Source organism: Paraburkholderia youngii (genome assembly GCF_013366925.1).
Taxonomy (GTDB): domain Bacteria; phylum Pseudomonadota; class Gammaproteobacteria; order Burkholderiales; family Burkholderiaceae; genus Paraburkholderia; species Paraburkholderia youngii.
Genome location: NZ_JAALDK010000001.1, coordinates 2,479,250 through 2,496,240, shown reverse-complemented (window position 1 = coordinate 2,496,240; position 16,991 = coordinate 2,479,250). Strand labels below are relative to the sequence as shown.

Here is a 16,991-nt window from a genome sequence, read left to right as displayed (position 1 = left end):
AGCCGCCACATTTGTTTTCAACGGCGTCGAAAACAAAGAATTCCGTATTGTGGACTCGGGTATAAACCCCGATAAATCTGCTCTCCCGTGGCGCGCGACTTTCAGAAGCGGAGTGCTACCACAAATCGTCTTGTAAGCCTTTGTTTTGTATGACTTTGACCGTTCGCAATGCACGCGGCATCAGCCACTCGGTCGTGCGCGAGCGAAACTCTCCGAGCAAAGAGGCAAGGTTTCCATGATATGGAGCAGTTTCGTCGAGCAAGGCCGCGCATCGTGACGCGACGAGCAAGGCCAACTGGAAGCCGGCGCAGATGGCCGGACCTCCTTGTTGGCTGCCGTTGGATGTTCGGCCACTCGGCCGGCGGGAATGGGTGAGTGCCTGAGTATTCTGAAGGCCGGGTCATGGACGTTGCACGACGGGAAGCGAACCGCCACTGTACCTGTGGGTGGCAGGTTCGCGCTCAACAGGGTTGGCATGATCCGCAGGCTGTCGACGCTCGACATGGCATCATCCTGATGCCAGAGGAAATCGTCTCGGATGAACTGGCCAGCGGGAGGCTGCGCCGCCATCATGCGGGCATGGCACGGCACGCCGACGCCCGTCTATGCCATCACCGAAACCCGGTTGCTGCCCGCGAAAACGCAGCGCTTCATTGAGTTCCTGCAGGAACGATTAAAGCGGTAGCCCGCGCGGATGACAGGTTATTTCCCTCTATGCGGTCGCGAACCTCCGTTGCCTGGTGCCAGTGCGACTGTTCAACCGCTGCGGCCCCAACGGCCGTGAAGGGTTGGCAAAACTCATACATCAATGGCGATAATTGACATTGACCGGCTCAGATTATCTTGGTAGCAGCAAAGACACGCACGCCGATGCGTGTCGGATGCCCTACAGGTTGCCCGAATGAAGAGGATTCCTTTGTAAATGCTGGCCATGCCTTCCGCGATCGAATCAGGGTACCGTGACTAGCGAGGCTTTGGGGCGCGAACGCGGCACGGTTTGCAGCTGAATTTTCCGTTCACGTGACGGCGCCCTTCATGCGCTGATGTCGAAGCGGCACCTCAGTCGCAGTCGCGAACCGCAGCACTCGTTTCGTCGAAACCTGTGTCAGCCCTAGTGGATCTTCACACAGCAAGCGCCTATGTCACGTCGGTGCGCTGCTCGTCGGCTGTTACGCTGATTTCGTCGGGCACTGTGCGGACCGCTGCAGGCGACCTGTTGTGACCTACACTGGAAATGCGTCTTTCGCGTGCCCAGGTGCCGCCGTGACGCAATGCAACATCGCTGGCCGCCGACTGCATCAGGCGAATGGCGATGGCACGGGCAACACACCGTCATCTGCTGCCTGAATTCCTCTGGATCTGATGTTCAAGAAAGGGGGCATCATGTTGCAAGCTAGTGAAATCCAAAAGCGTTTTACTCATCTTCAGCAAACCGTCAGCGAGGCATCACGTACCTTGCACGCCGACGCGACGATTCCTAAGCACTTGATGAACTGGATGGATGAGCTCGAAAAGGAATGCAAATCGGCGAAGAAGATCATGTCGTCCAAAGATGAGGATCGCATCCGGCAGTGCGTGGATGATCTCGAACGGATCGGTGATCGTGCGGAACGCGCTTGCCAACAGGCCAGTGGTCTGGCCGACGGAATCGTGGATACCGTCAGTTCAATGCATTCTGAACTTTCCGACCTGAAGCGACAACTGCACTGACCTGGCAGGGAGCCCCGGTCCAACCCGCCGGGGCTGGTCGCACTTCTACACCTGCGCTTCAAGACGCACCGCAACGCTTCTGCTTGACGCGCGGCCGCTTGTTTCCTTCGGACTGTCGTGCCCGATAGCGGGCCAATTCTTTGCTCGGAGGTATGCCATGGCTACCTACGTCATCCTGAGCCGTCTCGCTCCTGACGCATTCACGGATCCCAGTGAACTGAAGCAGCTCGCCGCCACAGTGGCCGAAAAGATCAGGACCGAATGCCCTGCCGTGACCTGGAAGGACAGCTATCTGACGCTCGGGCGCTTCGACGTCCTGGACGTTGTCGAGTCGAACGATCTGAAGCAGCTCGAGCTGGCGGTTTTAATTATCCGCGGCTATGGACACGCCGCTACCGAGACCCTACAGGCGACGCCGTGGAACGAGTTCATCGCGGCCCTGTAGCGCCGATCGACGGATCGGGCTCGAGGCGACGAAATGCGCCAGGTCGGCGCGAACTGATTTGGCTGAAGTTCGGTGCCGAGTGCGATGAGCGACCGCAGCTACCATAGGGTTTCCTGATGTTGGCCATACCTGTAGTTCGCGCGCACTCGACCCAGGATGCGGTCAGTACCGCATGTTTCTGTTCGCGCAGCCAGGCACCTGCCGAGACCCCCATAGCCATGCGAACGCGAAGACCAACACCCTGCCGCCCCCGCTCGTCTCGACTGCTTCTCAGGGGAAGATCGGTGTCGTGGGCTCCGCGCCTTCGAGATCGGCTTTCGGAAAATGCTGCGCGACCATCTGCTCGATCTCCTGTTCGCGCGATCCAGGCACGTCGGCCATGATCAGGAGCTGGCCGTCGCGTATGGCGCCACGAAAGCGCTCGAGTCGTGTATTCGGGTCGTCGACGCCGATCATCGTGGCCGTCCAGGCCCCGAAGCCGGCACCTGCCAACGTCAAAGCGACGACGGCTCCGCCCGCAATTGCGAGCTCCGCGGGAGGATAGACCAGCGCCACGAGACCGCGCAGCGCGCCGGTCGCACCGCCGAGCGCCACGCCGCGTTCGAGCGAGTGCACGACGTCGCTGCTTTGCAGCAAGGATGCCTCGGGTAACTGTTCGAGTGCGACACTGTGATTCGCGAGAACATGGATATGTCGCCATGTGATCCGCGCCCGCAGCAAGTCGTCTACGATCGCCTTCGCCGTCGTCGTGTCAGGTACGAGGAAATAAAGACGTCTCATGTCGGCTCTCCATCAATCAAGGAGTCCCCCAACGGGTCGATGCTGTTTATCGTACCCTGCCGCAGGCAATCAGGGGCGTAGGTGACTTGCCGATATGAAGCGGTGACAAAGCATCGGAAGCAAGCCGGCCGCCGCCCATCAGCCTTCGAAAAGCTGCCGGTTGGCGCGGACAAACTCTTCAACGGTTTGCGGCGCCTGTCCGGTGACTTGCTCGATGATGCCGTCTTTGCCCGCGAAGACACCGTTCTGGTAGTCGATGGCAACCTCAATGAAGTGCTGGATCATAAACTCCGGAAGACCGTACTTTTGCAGGTGTTCGCGATATTCGTCGAGCGTCGCTGGGTTATAAACAATTTCCCGGTCGAGAACCTTGCCGATTTCATCCGCGATGCCCTGATGGTCGAGTTCGATCGGACCGCACAGTTCGTAGGTATTGCCAATATGGCCGGAAGGATTTGTCAGTACGGTAGCGATGAAACGCGCCTGGTCTTCCGCGGCAATCGGTGCATGGCGTCCGTTTCCGTAAGGAAGGGTAATTCTCCCTTCGTTGACGATGGTATCGAGCACCCATGGGAAGATCAGCCATTCCGAGAAGAACGTTGGTCGGATGTGAACCGTTGGCACGCCCGACCAGTCGAGAACCCGTTCTGCGATCCAATGATTGCGCGCCGCGTGACTCTTCGAGTCTTCCCGCGCGGAGATTTGCGACATTTCTGCGAGGACTTCCACCCCCGCACGCCGTGCCGCGTCCGCGAAATACGCTGTCGCCTCGATGAAGCCCGGCCGCACCGGATAGCACAGGTATGCGCCAGTCACGCCGTCCATTGCGCGGAGCACATCGTCATGCTCGAGCAGATCGCCGACGACGACTTCGGCGCCCTGGGCACGAAGCGCTGCACTGCGTTCGTCTTCCTGGTGTACTAAGGCTCGGACAGCATGCCCGTCGTTCAACAGATGACGAATGGTGTGGACGCCTGTCTTGCCTGTGGCGCCAGTGATCAGATATTTACGTTGCTGCATGATGAACTCTCCAGTCTAACGATGTGAGCACTCGTCGCGAGTGCGGGGCTACCAGATCTCGCCGCCATCGAAAAATCGTTTCGAAACCATAAAGTGCATATGCACATCTAGATGCGCGCGCAATGCACTCAGTTTCAGGCTTGCACACCACCTACATCTTGATGAGGCGTTCTTGGACCGTCTGAAGAATTGCCGCGGACTCGTCAGGGTCTTCAACGATACGCGCCATGGTGAGAGCGCCGATCATCGCCGAGAGAGCGAAGATCGCTTCGGACCTTGCTGCTGCATGGTGCCGACGCCCGGACCGACTTGCCAGACTGTCGACGAGACCGTCGAACCCGCGCGCGGCAACTGCCCGCGTTTGTCCGTCGGCGCGCGCGAGCTCGCTGCCCATGCCCGCGAGCGGGCAACCGTCTGCCGGTGCGTCGCGGTGGGACGTCGACACGTAAGCCTCGACGATGGCCTTGAAAGCTTTAGCGCCGGTGCGCTCGCCCGCGGCCGCTTCGAGCTTGCCGATGATCTCGGTTAGCGCGGCTTCGCACGCTTGTGCGATTAAATGGTCTTTGGACTCGAAATGCCGATAAAAACCACCGTGCGAGAGTCCCGCGTCAGCCATCAGATCCGCCAAACCTGTCGTCTGGATGCCGTTCGCCCTGAACGCGCGAGCCGCAACATCGACGATTCGACGGCGGGTCTCAGCAGTTTCAAGTTTCGATCTCCTCATGACGGGGCACTCCGTTACGTGTTGTTTAGATGATAGTTATCATCTAAATCATGATCAACACGTTTTCAGCAACATTGAGTTTCAGCAGTCGAATGGGGCCTGATTGAATAGGTCGCATGGTCCACGCATCGGTCGCATGGTCCACGCATCGAAACCGGTCAGCTGACGACGCCTGAAATTCATCGGCGCGTAGCCACGGTCGTAAGAGGCATTTTCCGGGCAACTTCGTCTAGCGCCTCCGGCAGAGGGCGCCGATGCGATGCGGCTCCAGCAAGGTCGACACGTTTGGGATTCAACGATTCGGCACTACAAGTGCACGACTCGGCCGGCGGGCGACCACCCAGAATGCAGTCTGATAACTGGAACCGCGCGACTCACGCGATGGAGGAAAGTCTCGTCCCGTACGCATCTGCCCAACTTTACGTGGCGAGGCGAAAAACTGGACTGAATCCAACGTCCAGGTGCTCAGCTTTCCCGAAGACCTTTCTTCTGACGCAGAGGACGAAGCGTCCGTTTCCGCGACATCCCCCGAAACGGACACTTCATTGTCGCAGAGTTGCGCAACCGAGAGGACTTCAAGGCAAGGACGCATCTATCAGCTCAATCCAATGACGCACTGGTGTGCGGCCCGCTCCGTCCAGATGCACTTGGCATCCGATGTTGGCCGTGACAATCAACTCCGGCTTACCGCCCTCCAGCGCATCCAGTCGGTTGTTGCGCAACCTTTCCGCCAAGTCAGGCTGCGTAATGGAATAGGTGCCCGCCGAGCCGCAGCACAGATGTGCGTCAGGCACAGAGGTGAGATCAAATCCTAACCGTTGCAGGATCGATTCGACGGCTCCGCCCAGTTTCTGCGCATGCTGCAACGTGCAGGGACAGTGAAACGCGATTCTTCGCGGTACTGGCTTTGGACGTTCATCCCTCAACGAAGCTTGCGTGTCCTCCGGAAGATCCGTCTGCAAGCGCTCGATCGGCTCTCGAGCCAACACCTCGACCAGGTCCAGTGCCAGTTCGCTCACCCGCTGTGCTTTCGCTGCATAGGACGGGTCTTCGCGCAGCAGGTGTCCATACTCCTTGACGAACGCACCGCAGCCGCTCGCTGTTTGCACGATCGCTTCGGCGCCGGCCTGGACGGCGGGCCACCACGCATCGATATTGCGTCGTGCACGCGCGAGACCAGCGTCTTGAGCATTCAAATGATAATCGCTCGCTCCGCAGCAGCCGACCTGATTGGCATTGGTGATGCTGATGCCGAGCCGGTCCAGCACGCGTGCGGCAGCCGCGTTGGTGTTCGGCGATAGAGTGGGTTGGACGCAGCCTTCCAGAATCAGCACGGTCCGTTGATGCCGTGGTGTAGGCCGGGACAGTGGGCGGACGACGCGCTTAGGGACTTTGCGTCTCAGCGGCGCCGGTAGGAACGGCCGAAGCACTCGACCGGCTTTTAGCAGCGCTTCGAAGACCATGGGATGAGGAATCGTCCGACGCAGCCCTTCGCGCAGCAGGCGTTCGGTGGCTGGTCGTCGGACACGCCGTTCCAGTTCAGCGCGGCCGATGTCTAGCAGCGCGTGATAGGTGACTCCGGAGGGGCACGTAGTTTCACAATTGCGGCAGGTGAGGCAGCGGTCAAGGTGCAGCTGCGTTTTGCGTGTGACTGGCTCCCCTTCGAGCATTTGTTTGATCAGATAGATGCGACCGCGTGGTCCGTCCAGTTCATTGCCGAGCAGTTGATAAGTAGGACAGGTCGCGTTGCAGAAGCCGCAGTGCACGCACGAGCGCAGGATCTGTTCGGCTTCGTCCGCGCGCGACAGAGTCTTGGCCGCATCGCTGAGATTCGTTTGCATGCTGAAAATCCCTTTGGTAGAGCGACTAGACGTTTTCAAAGCCCGGCGTACATGCGACCGGGATTGAATAGGCCGCACGGATCGAGTCGCTGCTTCAATTGCTGATGAAAGCGCAGTAAAGCGGGCGAGAGCGGAGTGAAGGGCTCAGCGTGGACCCAGGGGCTGAAGCTGACGGCATGGCCGCCCGCCGCGCGTGCGATCTGCCGAATAATCTCGGCCGGCGCTTCGCTTTTCAACCAGCGCTGTGCGCCGCCCCAGTCGAGCAAAGCGTCACCTGGCAGGTCGAACAACGGCGTGGCGTTCGGCAACGACAGCCGCCAAAGCGGACGCGGGTCCGCAAAGAAAGCCAGACGATGTTCGCGCAGGTCGTTCCAGTATTCCGGACTCAGTTCGCTGCCGCCTATGCGATCCACCGCCGACGCCACAGAGCCTACGCCTCCTTCGAGTCGCACATGCAGACGGCCGTCAACGTGACACGCAGCGCTGATCGGAAGCACGGCACGGCGCCAAGCCGATAGTTCGCGTAGTGCTTCGTCCGCGTTGAGTTCGAGCATGAGGCTCGCGCTTGCACGTGGTTTCGGCAACACCTTGAGTGACACTTCTGTGACGAGACCGAGGCAACCGAGACTACCCGCAAGCAAGCGGGACACGTCGTAACCAGCCACGTTCTTCATCACTTCGCCGCCAAAGCGTAGATGCTTCGCGCGGCCTGTGATAAACCGGCATCCGAGCACGAAGTCCCGCACCGAACCGGCCCACGGCCTGCGCGGACCAGAGATGCCGGCGGCCATCATGCCGCCGACTGTGGCGGCGCTATTGAAGCCGGGCGGCTCGCACGGCAACATCTGGCCAGCCGCGTCGAGTGTCGCGTTAAGTTCTATGAGCGGCGTGCCAGCGCGTGCCGTAATTACTAGCTCAGTGGGATCGTAGCTCACTACACCGCGATGCGAGCGTGTGTCGATCGGCGTGCCGCGTACGGGACGGCCGAGGAAGCCCTTGCTATTGCCGCCGCGAATCCCGAGCGGAGTGCCACGGGCGAGCGCTTGTCCGACTTCGGCGACGAGACGTTCGCTGTCGTCCATAGAGACGGGTTCTGTGTGCATCAGAAACGCTCCAGTTCGGGAAAGGGCAGTACGCCGTGGTGGACGTGCATCGAACCGAACTCGGCACACCGGTGCAGGGTGGGAATGTTCTTGCCGGGGTTGAGCAGGCCTGAGGGGTCGAACGCGGCTTTCAGCGAATGGAAGAAGGTCAGTTCGTCGCTATTGAACTGCGCGCACATCTGGTTGATCTTTTCACGGCCGACGCCGTGTTCCCCGGTGATGCTGCCGCCCACTGCAACGCACAGCTCGAGAATGCGCGCGCCGAGCACTTCGGCACGTTCGGTTTCGCCAGGTGCGTTCGCGTCGAACAAAATCAGAGGATGCATATTGCCGTCACCCGCATGGAAGACGTTCGCTACTTGCAGCCCATATTCGTTCGACAACGCTTCGATGCCCTTCAGTACGCGCGGCAATTCGCGGCGCGGAATCGTCCCGTCCATGCAGTAGTAGTCGGGGGAGATACGGCCCACAGCAGGGAATGCATTCTTGCGACCAGCCCAGAACCGCTGCCGTTCGGCTTCGTCCTTCGCGGCCCGGATGTCAGTAGCGCCCGCCGCACGTAGGAGAGCTTCCACACACGCGAGGTCTTCCTGCACGTCGCTATCGACTCCGTCCACTTCGCACAATAGGATCGCTGCCGCGTCAACCGGATAACCGGCATGGATGAAATCCTCGGCCGCGCGGATCGCGAGGTTGTCCATCATTTCGAGGCCTCCCGGAATGACACCCGCGCCGATAATCTGGGCCACTGCTGCTCCAGCTTTTTCGACGTCGTCAAAGCTGGCGAGAAGCACTTTTGCGCTTTGCGGCTTCGGTAACAGCTTCACCGTGACTTCTGTGACGATGCCGAGCATGCCTTCGGAGCCAGTGAAGAGCGCGAGGTAGTCAAACCCCGGTGCGTCGAGAGCGTCCGAGCCGAGCGTGATGCGTTCGCCGTCGATAGTGAGGATCTCGAGCTTGAGAATGTTGTTGACGGTGAGCCCATATTTCAGGCAATGCACGCCACCTGCATTCTCTGCGACGTTGCCGCCAATCGAGCATGCGATCTGTGATGACGGGTCCGGCGCGTAGTAGAGGCCGTGAGGCGCTGCGGCCTGCGAGATAGCGAGGTTGCGCACGCCCGGTTGTACGCGCGCGGTGCAAGCTTCGGGATCGATTTCGACAATCCGATTGAAACGCGCCATCACCAGAAGGATGCCTTTCTCGAGCGGCAGCGCGCCCCCTGACAGACCTGTTCCGGCGCCGCGTGCCACCACCGGAATTTGCTGGGCGTTGGCGAATTTCAGCAAGGTCTCGACCTGGTCGACCGTGTGCGGCAGCGCAACCAGCATCGGCGTTGCGCGATAGGCGGCAAGGCCGTCACATTCAAAAGGCCGCAGATCTTCCTGCTCGTGGAGCAATTGCAGGTCGGGGATCAACGCCCGCAACTGCGCGATGACCGTGGCTTTGTCGTGTGTCGCAATTGGGCCGTCGATTTTCTCGTCGTAGTGGTAGCTCAAGGGGGGTCTCCTAGCCTTGTGCCTGACGTGCGATCGCGGGGCAATGTCAGCGGCGTGCAGGCTCTCTGTATGGCATTGTTGCGGGTGTGCACGCGGCTGTCGATGGCATTATCTGGTGGTCTTACCAGTTTTTATCGGCACGAATTTCCGCTGACTGAGCCAGAGTGGCGATTAGTAAAGGAGTCGTCGCTTATACCGATAGTATCCGTGATAGCATTGGTATGTGGTCATACCAGTGGAATACCGGCGATGCAGGCAGAGATTACGGAGAACGCTAGGCAGGTTGCCGACGTGGTCGCCGAGCGGATTGAGCGACTTATCGTAGACGGCGTCCTGAAAGCCGGGCAGGCGTTGCCGTCGGAGCGACGCCTCACCGACAAGCTCGGCGTTTCGCGAACGGCGCTGCGCGAGGGGCTCAAACTGTTACGAGCTCGCGGCATCATCGAAACATCGCATGGGAGGGGCTCTTTCGTTGCGAACTTGAGTGTGCAGCCGGCGCTGACGCCACTGATGCATCTGCTCGGCTCGCAACCGCGCACGCTTTACGATCTGTTTGAGGTTCGCCAGATGCTGGAAGCGGAATCCGCTCGTCTTGCGGCGCTGCGTGGCACTCCCGCCGACTTCGTATTGATTACGCGCCGCTATGAAGAGATGCTGGAGGCCCACGGTAAGGAGACCAGCGCGTCGACCCATGCGCGGCTCGACCACGCATTTCACCTTGCGATCTGCGAGGCATCCCATAACCCCGTGCTGGTGCATACGTTGAGTTCGCTGACTGAGCTGCTGCTCAGCTCGGTGTTCGCATCGGTGAACAATCTCTATCATCGCGAGCCGCAAAAGCGTGTCATCGATCGCCAGCATGCAAGGCTTTATAACGCTGTCACCGGCCAACTGCCCGAACAGGCGCGCAAGGCAGCGTCAGATCACATCGCGAGCGTATGCGCAAATCTGCGGGAAATCGAACAGGAGGAGCAGCGGCTCGTGCGGGCAACGTTACGCCTGGAGGGTTGGTAGTAAATCGGTGGCGGTGTTTGCGCATTGACTCAGGTTTTTTGTTACCAGGTGAGGGTCGTTGCCTCATGTAATTTGCTACCCGTCAGAATGCAGGCGGGAGCGACTTATGACAAGGCGACTCAGCATGACAACACGACAGGAATTGACTGAAGCAGTCGGCGAGCGGTATCGCCGTTCTGACCGGAATGAGAAACGCCAGATACTGGACGAATTCGTTGAGTTGACGGGTTACCATCGGAAGCACGCGATCCGGGTGCTGTGCCGGGAGTTGCGGCCGCCAAAGGTAAAGCCCGACCCTAGCCGCATCACTGACAATGGAGGTTCAAGTGCGCAATGTGCTGGTGGTTGCTCTCCTCGCCCTAAGTATGACGACTTTGGCTTACGGCTTCGACGGAAGCGGGTCAGGCGGTAGGGAAAGCGGCGAACGGGGTGGACAACGCACTCTGAAGGTCTTTGACAGCCAAGGCAAGATGGTGGGGCCGCTGGTTAGCTATGTACCGCTTGGCACTATTCTTCTCGTGAACGGCGCGGTGATTTTTGCTCCGATTCAACGGGTAAGCATCAATAGCGGTAGTCAGCATTCGGCGTCGCAATATCAATGGGCGGGCGACTTCTCTGCATATCCGACGCCAGACTGCAGTGGCAGCCCGCTGATCACTCCGAACGCTGCCGCGACCTCGCAAGTACGGCCATCCCAAATCGTCAGACAAGGAGTCGATGCGACCGTATATATTGCGGGCGACACTTACTCAGTCCAGACGACCTTTATGTCTTTCCTGGTGAGCGGCCGATGCGCGCCCGGTCAGGAGACGTTGGAAGCCTGGGCTCCCGAAAGCTCCTATTCGCTCACGCAACACTATCCCGAGCCGCTGACAATTCATTACTGAGCGCCCCGCTTGCCTGCTCCACGCGCTTCGGCGCAGTACTTTGCCGTGCCATTTCGCCGACAACAGTCTCAACGTGTCGCGCTCATCATTGCTCTGTTGCGCGCTGAATTTGGTCGCAGCAGGGCATTCACATCGCGGCGCTACGACGCGTTTCGGATCCAAGGTAAGCCGTATTAACCGCGCGCCTGCCGCGAAGGCGCGAACAGTCTCGGAGCCGCGGCCGCCATGCTCAAAGAATGACTATCGGACGCTTTCACCGAAGGCTCAGACAGACATCTGATTCTCCGTTGCGCATGCCGGTCGATCTCAAGGGCTGTTCCCGATGTCGCAAGCGACGTTCGAATGGCAAGATGACCGCATCGATGAGCGACCGCTTGTGGCCCGGACGCGGTCCGACGATGATCTTGCAACATCGAGTGGCTATCGCCTGTCGTCGACCGGCAGCTCCCGTAAAGGGTCAACCCTTTACGACAGCCGTCCTTCAACGCTGCGATCCCGCCATCTCCATTGAAAGCGTGTTCGGCCGCTCGCTCGTCTCTGGACATAAGCGACACCTTTCATACGCACCCGCGAATCCCTTGTCAGCCAAGGCTCGAACGGGACGGGGACGATATCTCGTGAGTTGACATTCTTAATGCGGTCTACGGCTGAAGCGGGCGGACGCGCTGTCGGTCATCCAGCAGTTCACGGAGCCCATGTTCGAATCCCGGCAGCCAGTCGCGCTGTCCCACCCGCTTCGCGTAAATCGCTCCACAAATCGTCAACCCGGCTGGCACGAGCGTCAAGGGGATGCAGCGGCATTCGCAAACCGGTCAGTGGCATGTTATAAGCCGAGGGCGAGACTTTTCTGTCGCAAAGGGAGCAACAATCATGGGGGACATTCAATGAAGCTTTTAAACAGGGCGCAATCGTCCGCGAGCGGCTTCGCACTGGTCACACTCGCAGCCGTTTCGACCGGCTTTCTCGAATCCGCACCGGCCTATGCGAAAATTCCTGAGAAACAGCAGCCGGCCGTACTCACCGCGTCGGCGATCGCCGTGGCCGACAAATACAGCGCCGATGCTGCAGAGAAGATCTTCAAGGAAGGCGGCAACGCGGTCGATGCCGCGGTCGCGATTGCCTTCACGCTTGCCGTGACGTATCCGGAAGCGGGCAACATCGGCGGCGGCGGCTTTATGACGCTGTACGTCGATGGCAAGCCGTATTTCATCGACTATCGTGAGCGCGCACCGCTCGCTGCCACGAAGAACATGTATCTCGACGAGCAGGGCAATGTCATCAAGGGCAAGAGCCTGTACGGCTACTATGCCGTCGGCGTGCCGGGCACGGTCGCCGGCATGTGGGAGGCACAACACCGCTTCGGCAAGTTGAAATGGAAGCAGGTACTGGCGCCTGCCATCAAGTATGCCCACGACGGTTTCGAAGTCGACGAGCAGCTGGACAAGCGTCGCGAAGAAGCCTCGAAAGAATTCGAGGGCAAGACGAACTTCGATACGTATTTCGGCAACCTCAAGCAGGGCGTCAACTTCAAGCAGCCCGATCTCGCCGCCGTGCTGACACGCATTGCCGACCAGGGCGCTAAAGACTTCTACAACGGCAAGACCGCCGATCTGATCGCGGCATCGATGCGTGGCCACGGTCTCATCACGAAGCGCGACCTGCAGGACTACAGGGCGGTATGGCGTCAGCCGATTCAGGCCGACTGGAATGGCTATCGCGTGATCACTGCACCGCCGCCGAGTTCGGGTGGCATCGGCCTCGTGCAGCTGCTGAAGATGAAGGCTGACATCGCACCTGACTTCAAGGACGTGACGCTCAATTCGGCGCAGTACGTGCACCTGATCGCGGAAATCGAAAAGCGCGTGTTTGCCGATCGCGCGCAATATCTGGGCGATCCCGATTTCTACAAGGTGCCGGTCGCGCAACTGACCGATGAGGCATACATCGCCAAACGCGCTGCTGAAGTCAACCCGACTACGCCGTCTGATACGAAGAGCGTGCAGCCGGGCCTCGGAACGACAATGCCGGAGAAGGCTGAGACGACGCATTTCTCGGTGATCGACAAGTGGGGCAACGCGGTGTCGAACACATACACGATCAACGGCTATTTTGGCTCGGGCGTCGTGGCGGAAGGCACGGGCATTGTCCTGAACGACGAAATGGATGACTTCTCCGCGAAGCCGGGTGTCGCGAACATGTTCGGCGTGGTGGGCAGCGATGCGAACTCGATCGAACCGAAGAAGCGTCCGCTGTCGTCGATGAGCCCGACGATCCTGACGAAGGGCGGCAAGGTGTCGCTCGTGATCGGCACGCCGGGCGGCTCGCGCATCTTCACGTCGATCTTCCAGGTGACCAACAACATCTACGATTTCAACATGCCGTTGCCTGAAGCGGTGGCTGCGATGCGCTTCCATCACCAGTTGCTGCCGCCGAACACGATCTTCTGGGAGCCGTACAAGCCCATCGACGGCGAACTCGCGAAGCAGATCGAAGCCAAGGGTTACGTGCTGAAGGGCCAGGATTTCAGCGGCGACATCCAGGCGATCAAGGTCAACGGCGATACGCCGGAAGCTGCCGCCGATCCGCGCGGCCGCGGCGTGACGCGGGTGATTCACTAGTCTGTTTTCTCGTTTGTTGCCGGCGACATGCGGGTTGTGTCGCCGGCTGGCGGCGATACTTCGCAAAGCGTCGCGACGAGTGCTCAAACCTGCGCCGTCCCTCAGTCAAAGAGCTCGGCGCCATTCACAAAGCTGGCATCGCCGGAGGCGAGAAACGCCACTGCCTTGCCGATCTCCGAGGGCTGACGGCCAAAGCACCGTGTAAGACGACTGCCAGCCCTCTGAATCTGCCATCCATCAACCGTTGCTTGATCTTGCGCAGTAGCTACGAGGGAAACGCCAAAGAGCCGCCAAGACCCGAATGCGAACGTATTCGATTGATGCCCGCGCCTATGATGAAAATGGAGCGGATTCGTCGATCGATAACCGCGCCCCTGACACGTTGGAGGTTCCGGATGAAACGCTCGCTGGTTACCTTGTTCGTTACGGTTTTGCTACTTATGCCGTGCGGCATCACGAACGCGTGGGAGGAAACGTCGCACCTGCGGATTAATTACGTCGCCTACCCGGTCATCTGGAACGGCCAGACAATCATGATCGCCGCGCGTCTGCAGATCCCGCTGGACGTAAGCGGGAAACTTCCTGCGGTCATCCTGATGCACGGAACGTCCGGCCTCAGTTATCGCGGCGTCTACTACGCAGCGGCACTCAATCGCGCCGGAATAGCGACGCTCGAGATTGATCAATGGGGCGGGCGCAACCTTCCGGGTGGATCTTCCAGCCGCCCCAAAAATCTCTCTGACAACCTGCCCGATATCGCCGGCGCTTACCGTCTGCTAGCCGAGCGGCCAAATATCGACGCGTCGCGAATTGGAATTCTGGGCAGTTCTATGGGCGCCATAGAGAGTTTGCTGATGATGACCCATCGCCACAGCGACGCTCTTCTAGGCGATCAAGTAAACCTGAAGGCCGCGGTAGCCTTTTACCCCGTCTGCTGGCTGTTCAACCACGTACCGGGCGCCGAGTTTGGGAATCTCGTCGACGCGCCAGTCAGGATTTTCGTCGGGACCGCGGACGACTATGACGGCGGAGATGCCGCCTGCCAGGATTTGCTGCACAGCCTGCCTCCCAAGGACGCGATGCATCTGTCGATACGCAGCTTTCCCGGCGCCACCCACGAGTTCGACGTATTCGACGGCCCGCGCGAATTCAACGATCCAGGGGCCAACCGCCGTCATGGAGGCACCATTCGTGTGCGTCCCGATCCGCAGGCACGGCAACAGGCTCGCGACGACCTCGTGCAGTTTTTTACCAACGCGTTCAACCAGGACCGGGTCGACCTGCCCCGACATGTGACGCCAAACTGATCCCGTCGTCCTTTACCCCCGGCGGTCGTATCTCGTGCAATCACCAAATTGTCAGAAACCTGGCTCTTGAGCGGACGCTCGCGAGCACATTAAGACAGGCCGTTCATGGCCGGTTGTACCCATCCAGTTATGCGCGATCTCTGTAGCGCGTCTGCTCGAAGCGGATGTGGTTCCGTTTCGCATGAAAGGCGTGGTCGATCCGCTCATGCGCGCAAAGCATTTTCACCTGACCGATCTCGAGTCGGCGAACCTGCTCGTCAGGGAGCGCGGCTCGGGTACGCGTGTCGCGATTGGACGTCTTGTCGAAGCGGCCTGGTTGAAGCTGCATGACGCGTCCGAGCTATCGAGCAATGACGCGATCAAGCCGCTCGTCGAAGCGGGACTCGTGGCGTTCCTTTCGCTGCACGCGTGTGCGCTCGAGATGCAGGCGGGACTCCTGGCGAGGCTTCCCGTGCCGTCTACACCGATTGAGCGAGCGTGGCATGTCGCGAATATGTCGGAGTGGCGCCTGCCTCAGGTCACCAACGCGCGCCGGGAGTTCCTGATGCAGTCGAGGGCCGCCGTAGCAGGCCTGACTTCGCCACCGGAAATACACAGGCGGGCGAGAGCCGCCGTTACGCCACTTCTGCCAGTATGCCGCTGACCTCGGCCAGCGCTTGCCGTCGCAGTTCGCCGAGATCGACATTCGCCACGGCATCGTCCTTCACCACGCAGCGTCCCGCCGAGAATAGTGCCGCGACCGTCGGCCGTCCGCCCGACGCCACCGGTCCGATCGCTGGATCGTGCAGACCGAAGTAGCGGGGATCGTCGAGCCGGTACACGGCGATATCGGCCGAGTAGCCCGACGCAATTCGCCCGACGCCTTCGAGCCCAAGCACGCGCGCGCCACCCGCCGTCCCCCAGTGCACGACTTCTTCCACCGAAGCGGCGTCGGCGCCGCCTTCGAACGTGCCGCCGCGATAGACAGGTTGCGCCGCCATGCCGCGCCGCGCGCGCTGCGCGAGCCACGCCATGTGGACCTCGGAGATCATGTCGGCGGCTTCGTTGGACGCCGCGCCATCGACGCCGATCGACACTCGCACGCCCGCGTCCGCCAGCTGGCGCACCGGCGCGATGCCGCTGCCGAGCCGCCCGTTCGATTGCGGACAATGCGCGACCCCGGTCCCAGTCTCGGCGAGCAGCGCGATCTCGCGCGCATCGAGCTTGACGAGATGCGCGAACCAGACATCGTCGCCGAGCCAGTCGTATTCGCCGCAGAACTCGACGGGCGTCGCACCATGGATCGCCTTCGCGCTGTCCTGATAGCCGACCGTCTCCGACAGATGACTGTGCATCCTCAAGCCGAGCCTGCGCGCGACGCGGGCGGTCTCGCGCATCTCGTGCGGCGAAATCGAATAGAGCACGGTGGTCGGCGCCATCGCGACACGACGCATCGCGCGCGGTGATGCATCGTGATAAGTCGATGCCAGCCGCTCGATATCGGCGAGATATGCATCGAGCGACTCAGGCCGAAGCGCGGTCGGCAACTCGGCTTCGAGCTGGCGCGTGCGCGTCGCACCGCCGCGCAGCAGCACGAAGCGCAGGCCGAGCTTGTCCGCTTCGTCGAAGAGAATCGCCGAACTGTCGAACGGCATGCCCGGGTAGTACAGGTAGTTGTGGTCCGCGACCGTCGTGCATCCCGAGCGCATCAGTTCGATCAACCCGATGCGGGCAGCGAGGCGGAAGCGCTTCTCATCGAAGAGTACGCGAAAACGATACGGCGTCGCGGCGAGCCACGGCGTGAGGGAGGCGTTGAGTCCCGAAGGATCGCCCTTGAGCAGCGACTGGAAAAGATGATGATGTGTGTTGACCCACGCCGGATAGACCACGCAATCGGAGGCATCGACGATCGTCTCGCCCTCGCGCGGCGCGAGCCTGCCAATCGCTGCGATCGTCTCGCCTTCGATGCGGATGTCCGGTCCATCCACGCGCGCCGGTTCTTCGGCGCTGCCGTCGCCACCGGTCATGATGGCCGCTGCATTGCGAATCAGTATGCTCATATTG

General features: G+C 60.4%; 14 protein-coding genes and 1 pseudogene. 8 read left to right on the top strand and 7 right to left on the bottom strand.

All coding sequences use genetic code 11. The features are described from left to right. Positions 1 to 373 precede the first annotated feature (373 nt). From G5S42_RS11605 to G5S42_RS11595, 3 genes and pseudogenes are all read left to right on the top strand, one after another. A pseudogene (locus G5S42_RS11605) lies at positions 374 to 685 on the top strand (LysR substrate-binding domain-containing protein); the annotation flags it as partial. 698 nt (positions 686 to 1,383) lie between these two features. Then, complete coding sequence (locus tag G5S42_RS11600; RefSeq protein ID WP_176110485.1) at positions 1,384 to 1,710, top strand: hypothetical protein; 327 nt, start codon at positions 1,384 to 1,386, stop codon at positions 1,708 to 1,710. Positions 1,711 to 1,867: 157 nt separating this feature from the next. Beyond that, the gene (locus G5S42_RS11595) at positions 1,868 to 2,155 is read left to right on the top strand and encodes a GYD domain-containing protein (RefSeq protein WP_176106867.1); all 288 of its coding nucleotides are present in this window, start codon (positions 1,868 to 1,870) and stop codon (positions 2,153 to 2,155) included. Between the two features lie 270 nt (positions 2,156 to 2,425). On the opposite strand, the gene G5S42_RS11590 is transcribed toward G5S42_RS11595, so the two are convergent. The 6 genes from G5S42_RS11590 to glcD all read right to left on the bottom strand — a co-directional run bounded on the left by G5S42_RS11590 (position 2,426) and on the right by glcD (position 9,122). After that, complete coding sequence (locus G5S42_RS11590; protein ID WP_176106866.1) at positions 2,426 to 2,935, bottom strand: DUF1269 domain-containing protein; 510 nt, start codon at positions 2,933 to 2,935, stop codon at positions 2,426 to 2,428. Positions 2,936 to 3,073: 138 nt separating this feature from the next. Continuing rightward, positions 3,074 to 3,955 (bottom strand): NmrA family NAD(P)-binding protein, encoded by an 882-nt coding sequence (locus G5S42_RS11585; RefSeq protein WP_176106865.1) that lies wholly within the window; start codon positions 3,953 to 3,955, stop codon positions 3,074 to 3,076. 151 nt (positions 3,956 to 4,106) lie between these two features. After that, positions 4,107 to 4,679 (bottom strand): TetR/AcrR family transcriptional regulator, encoded by a 573-nt coding sequence (locus G5S42_RS11580; protein ID WP_176106864.1) that lies wholly within the window; start codon positions 4,677 to 4,679, stop codon positions 4,107 to 4,109. Between the two features lie 575 nt (positions 4,680 to 5,254). Next, positions 5,255 to 6,520: a glycolate oxidase subunit GlcF gene (gene glcF / locus G5S42_RS11575; RefSeq protein WP_176106863.1), complete on the bottom strand. Its 1,266-nt coding sequence runs from the start codon at positions 6,518 to 6,520 to the stop codon at positions 5,255 to 5,257. Between the two features lie 35 nt (positions 6,521 to 6,555). Next, a complete protein-coding gene (gene glcE / locus G5S42_RS11570) occupies positions 6,556 to 7,623 on the bottom strand; it encodes a glycolate oxidase subunit GlcE (RefSeq protein WP_176106862.1) in 1,068 nt (355 codons plus the stop codon). Beyond that, positions 7,623 to 9,122: a glycolate oxidase subunit GlcD gene (glcD, locus tag G5S42_RS11565; RefSeq protein ID WP_176106861.1), complete on the bottom strand. Its 1,500-nt coding sequence runs from the start codon at positions 9,120 to 9,122 to the stop codon at positions 7,623 to 7,625. Before glcD ends, glcE begins: the two co-directional genes overlap by 1 nt. A gap of 249 nt (positions 9,123 to 9,371) precedes the next feature. On the opposite strand from glcD, the gene glcC reads away from it, so the two are divergent. From glcC to G5S42_RS11535, 5 genes are all read left to right on the top strand, one after another. After that, the gene (gene glcC / locus G5S42_RS11560) at positions 9,372 to 10,136 is read left to right on the top strand and encodes a transcriptional regulator GlcC (protein WP_176110484.1); all 765 of its coding nucleotides are present in this window, start codon (positions 9,372 to 9,374) and stop codon (positions 10,134 to 10,136) included. 326 nt (positions 10,137 to 10,462) lie between these two features. Next, entirely contained in the window at positions 10,463 to 11,023 is a 561-nt protein-coding gene (locus G5S42_RS11550; protein WP_176106860.1) for a hypothetical protein, read from the top strand. 884 nt (positions 11,024 to 11,907) lie between these two features. Continuing rightward, on the top strand, positions 11,908 to 13,641 hold the full coding sequence (gene ggt, locus G5S42_RS11545) for a gamma-glutamyltransferase (protein WP_176110483.1): 1,734 nt from the start codon (positions 11,908 to 11,910) through the stop codon (positions 13,639 to 13,641). Between the two features lie 395 nt (positions 13,642 to 14,036). Then, positions 14,037 to 14,948, top strand: a complete 912-nt coding sequence (locus tag G5S42_RS11540; protein WP_176106859.1) for a dienelactone hydrolase family protein — start codon at positions 14,037 to 14,039, stop codon at positions 14,946 to 14,948. 205 nt (positions 14,949 to 15,153) lie between these two features. Then, the gene (locus G5S42_RS11535) at positions 15,154 to 15,591 is read left to right on the top strand and encodes a LysR substrate-binding domain-containing protein (protein WP_312883557.1); all 438 of its coding nucleotides are present in this window, start codon (positions 15,154 to 15,156) and stop codon (positions 15,589 to 15,591) included. Here G5S42_RS11535 and G5S42_RS11530 read toward each other — a convergent pair. Further along, positions 15,563 to 16,987: an amidohydrolase family protein gene (locus tag G5S42_RS11530; protein WP_176106858.1), complete on the bottom strand. Its 1,425-nt coding sequence runs from the start codon at positions 16,985 to 16,987 to the stop codon at positions 15,563 to 15,565. The genes G5S42_RS11535 and G5S42_RS11530 overlap by 29 nt on opposite strands. Positions 16,988 to 16,991: the final 4 nt, after the last annotated feature.

Excerpts from the sequence above, each read along its gene's own strand:
- G5S42_RS11600 (WP_176110485.1), top strand. The coding sequence starts at position 1,384 with ATGTTGCAAGCTAGTGAAATCCAAAAGCGTTTTACTCATCTTCAGCAA.
- G5S42_RS11595 (WP_176106867.1), top strand. The coding sequence starts at position 1,868 with ATGGCTACCTACGTCATCCTGAGCCGTCTCGCTCCTGACGCATTCACG.
- G5S42_RS11590 (WP_176106866.1), bottom strand. The coding sequence starts at position 2,935 with ATGAGACGTCTTTATTTCCTCGTACCTGACACGACGACGGCGAAGGCG.
- G5S42_RS11585 (WP_176106865.1), bottom strand. The coding sequence starts at position 3,955 with ATGCAGCAACGTAAATATCTGATCACTGGCGCCACAGGCAAGACAGGC.
- G5S42_RS11580 (WP_176106864.1), bottom strand. The coding sequence starts at position 4,679 with ATGAGGAGATCGAAACTTGAAACTGCTGAGACCCGCCGTCGAATCGTC.
- glcF (WP_176106863.1), bottom strand. The coding sequence starts at position 6,520 with ATGCAAACGAATCTCAGCGATGCGGCCAAGACTCTGTCGCGCGCGGAC.
- glcE (WP_176106862.1), bottom strand. The coding sequence starts at position 7,623 with ATGCACACAGAACCCGTCTCTATGGACGACAGCGAACGTCTCGTCGCC.
- glcC (WP_176110484.1), top strand. The coding sequence starts at position 9,372 with ATGCAGGCAGAGATTACGGAGAACGCTAGGCAGGTTGCCGACGTGGTC.
- ggt (WP_176110483.1), top strand. The coding sequence starts at position 11,908 with ATGAAGCTTTTAAACAGGGCGCAATCGTCCGCGAGCGGCTTCGCACTG.
- G5S42_RS11540 (WP_176106859.1), top strand. The coding sequence starts at position 14,037 with ATGAAACGCTCGCTGGTTACCTTGTTCGTTACGGTTTTGCTACTTATG.
- G5S42_RS11535 (WP_312883557.1), top strand. The coding sequence starts at position 15,154 with ATGCGCGCAAAGCATTTTCACCTGACCGATCTCGAGTCGGCGAACCTG.
- G5S42_RS11530 (WP_176106858.1), bottom strand. The coding sequence starts at position 16,987 with ATGAGCATACTGATTCGCAATGCAGCGGCCATCATGACCGGTGGCGAC.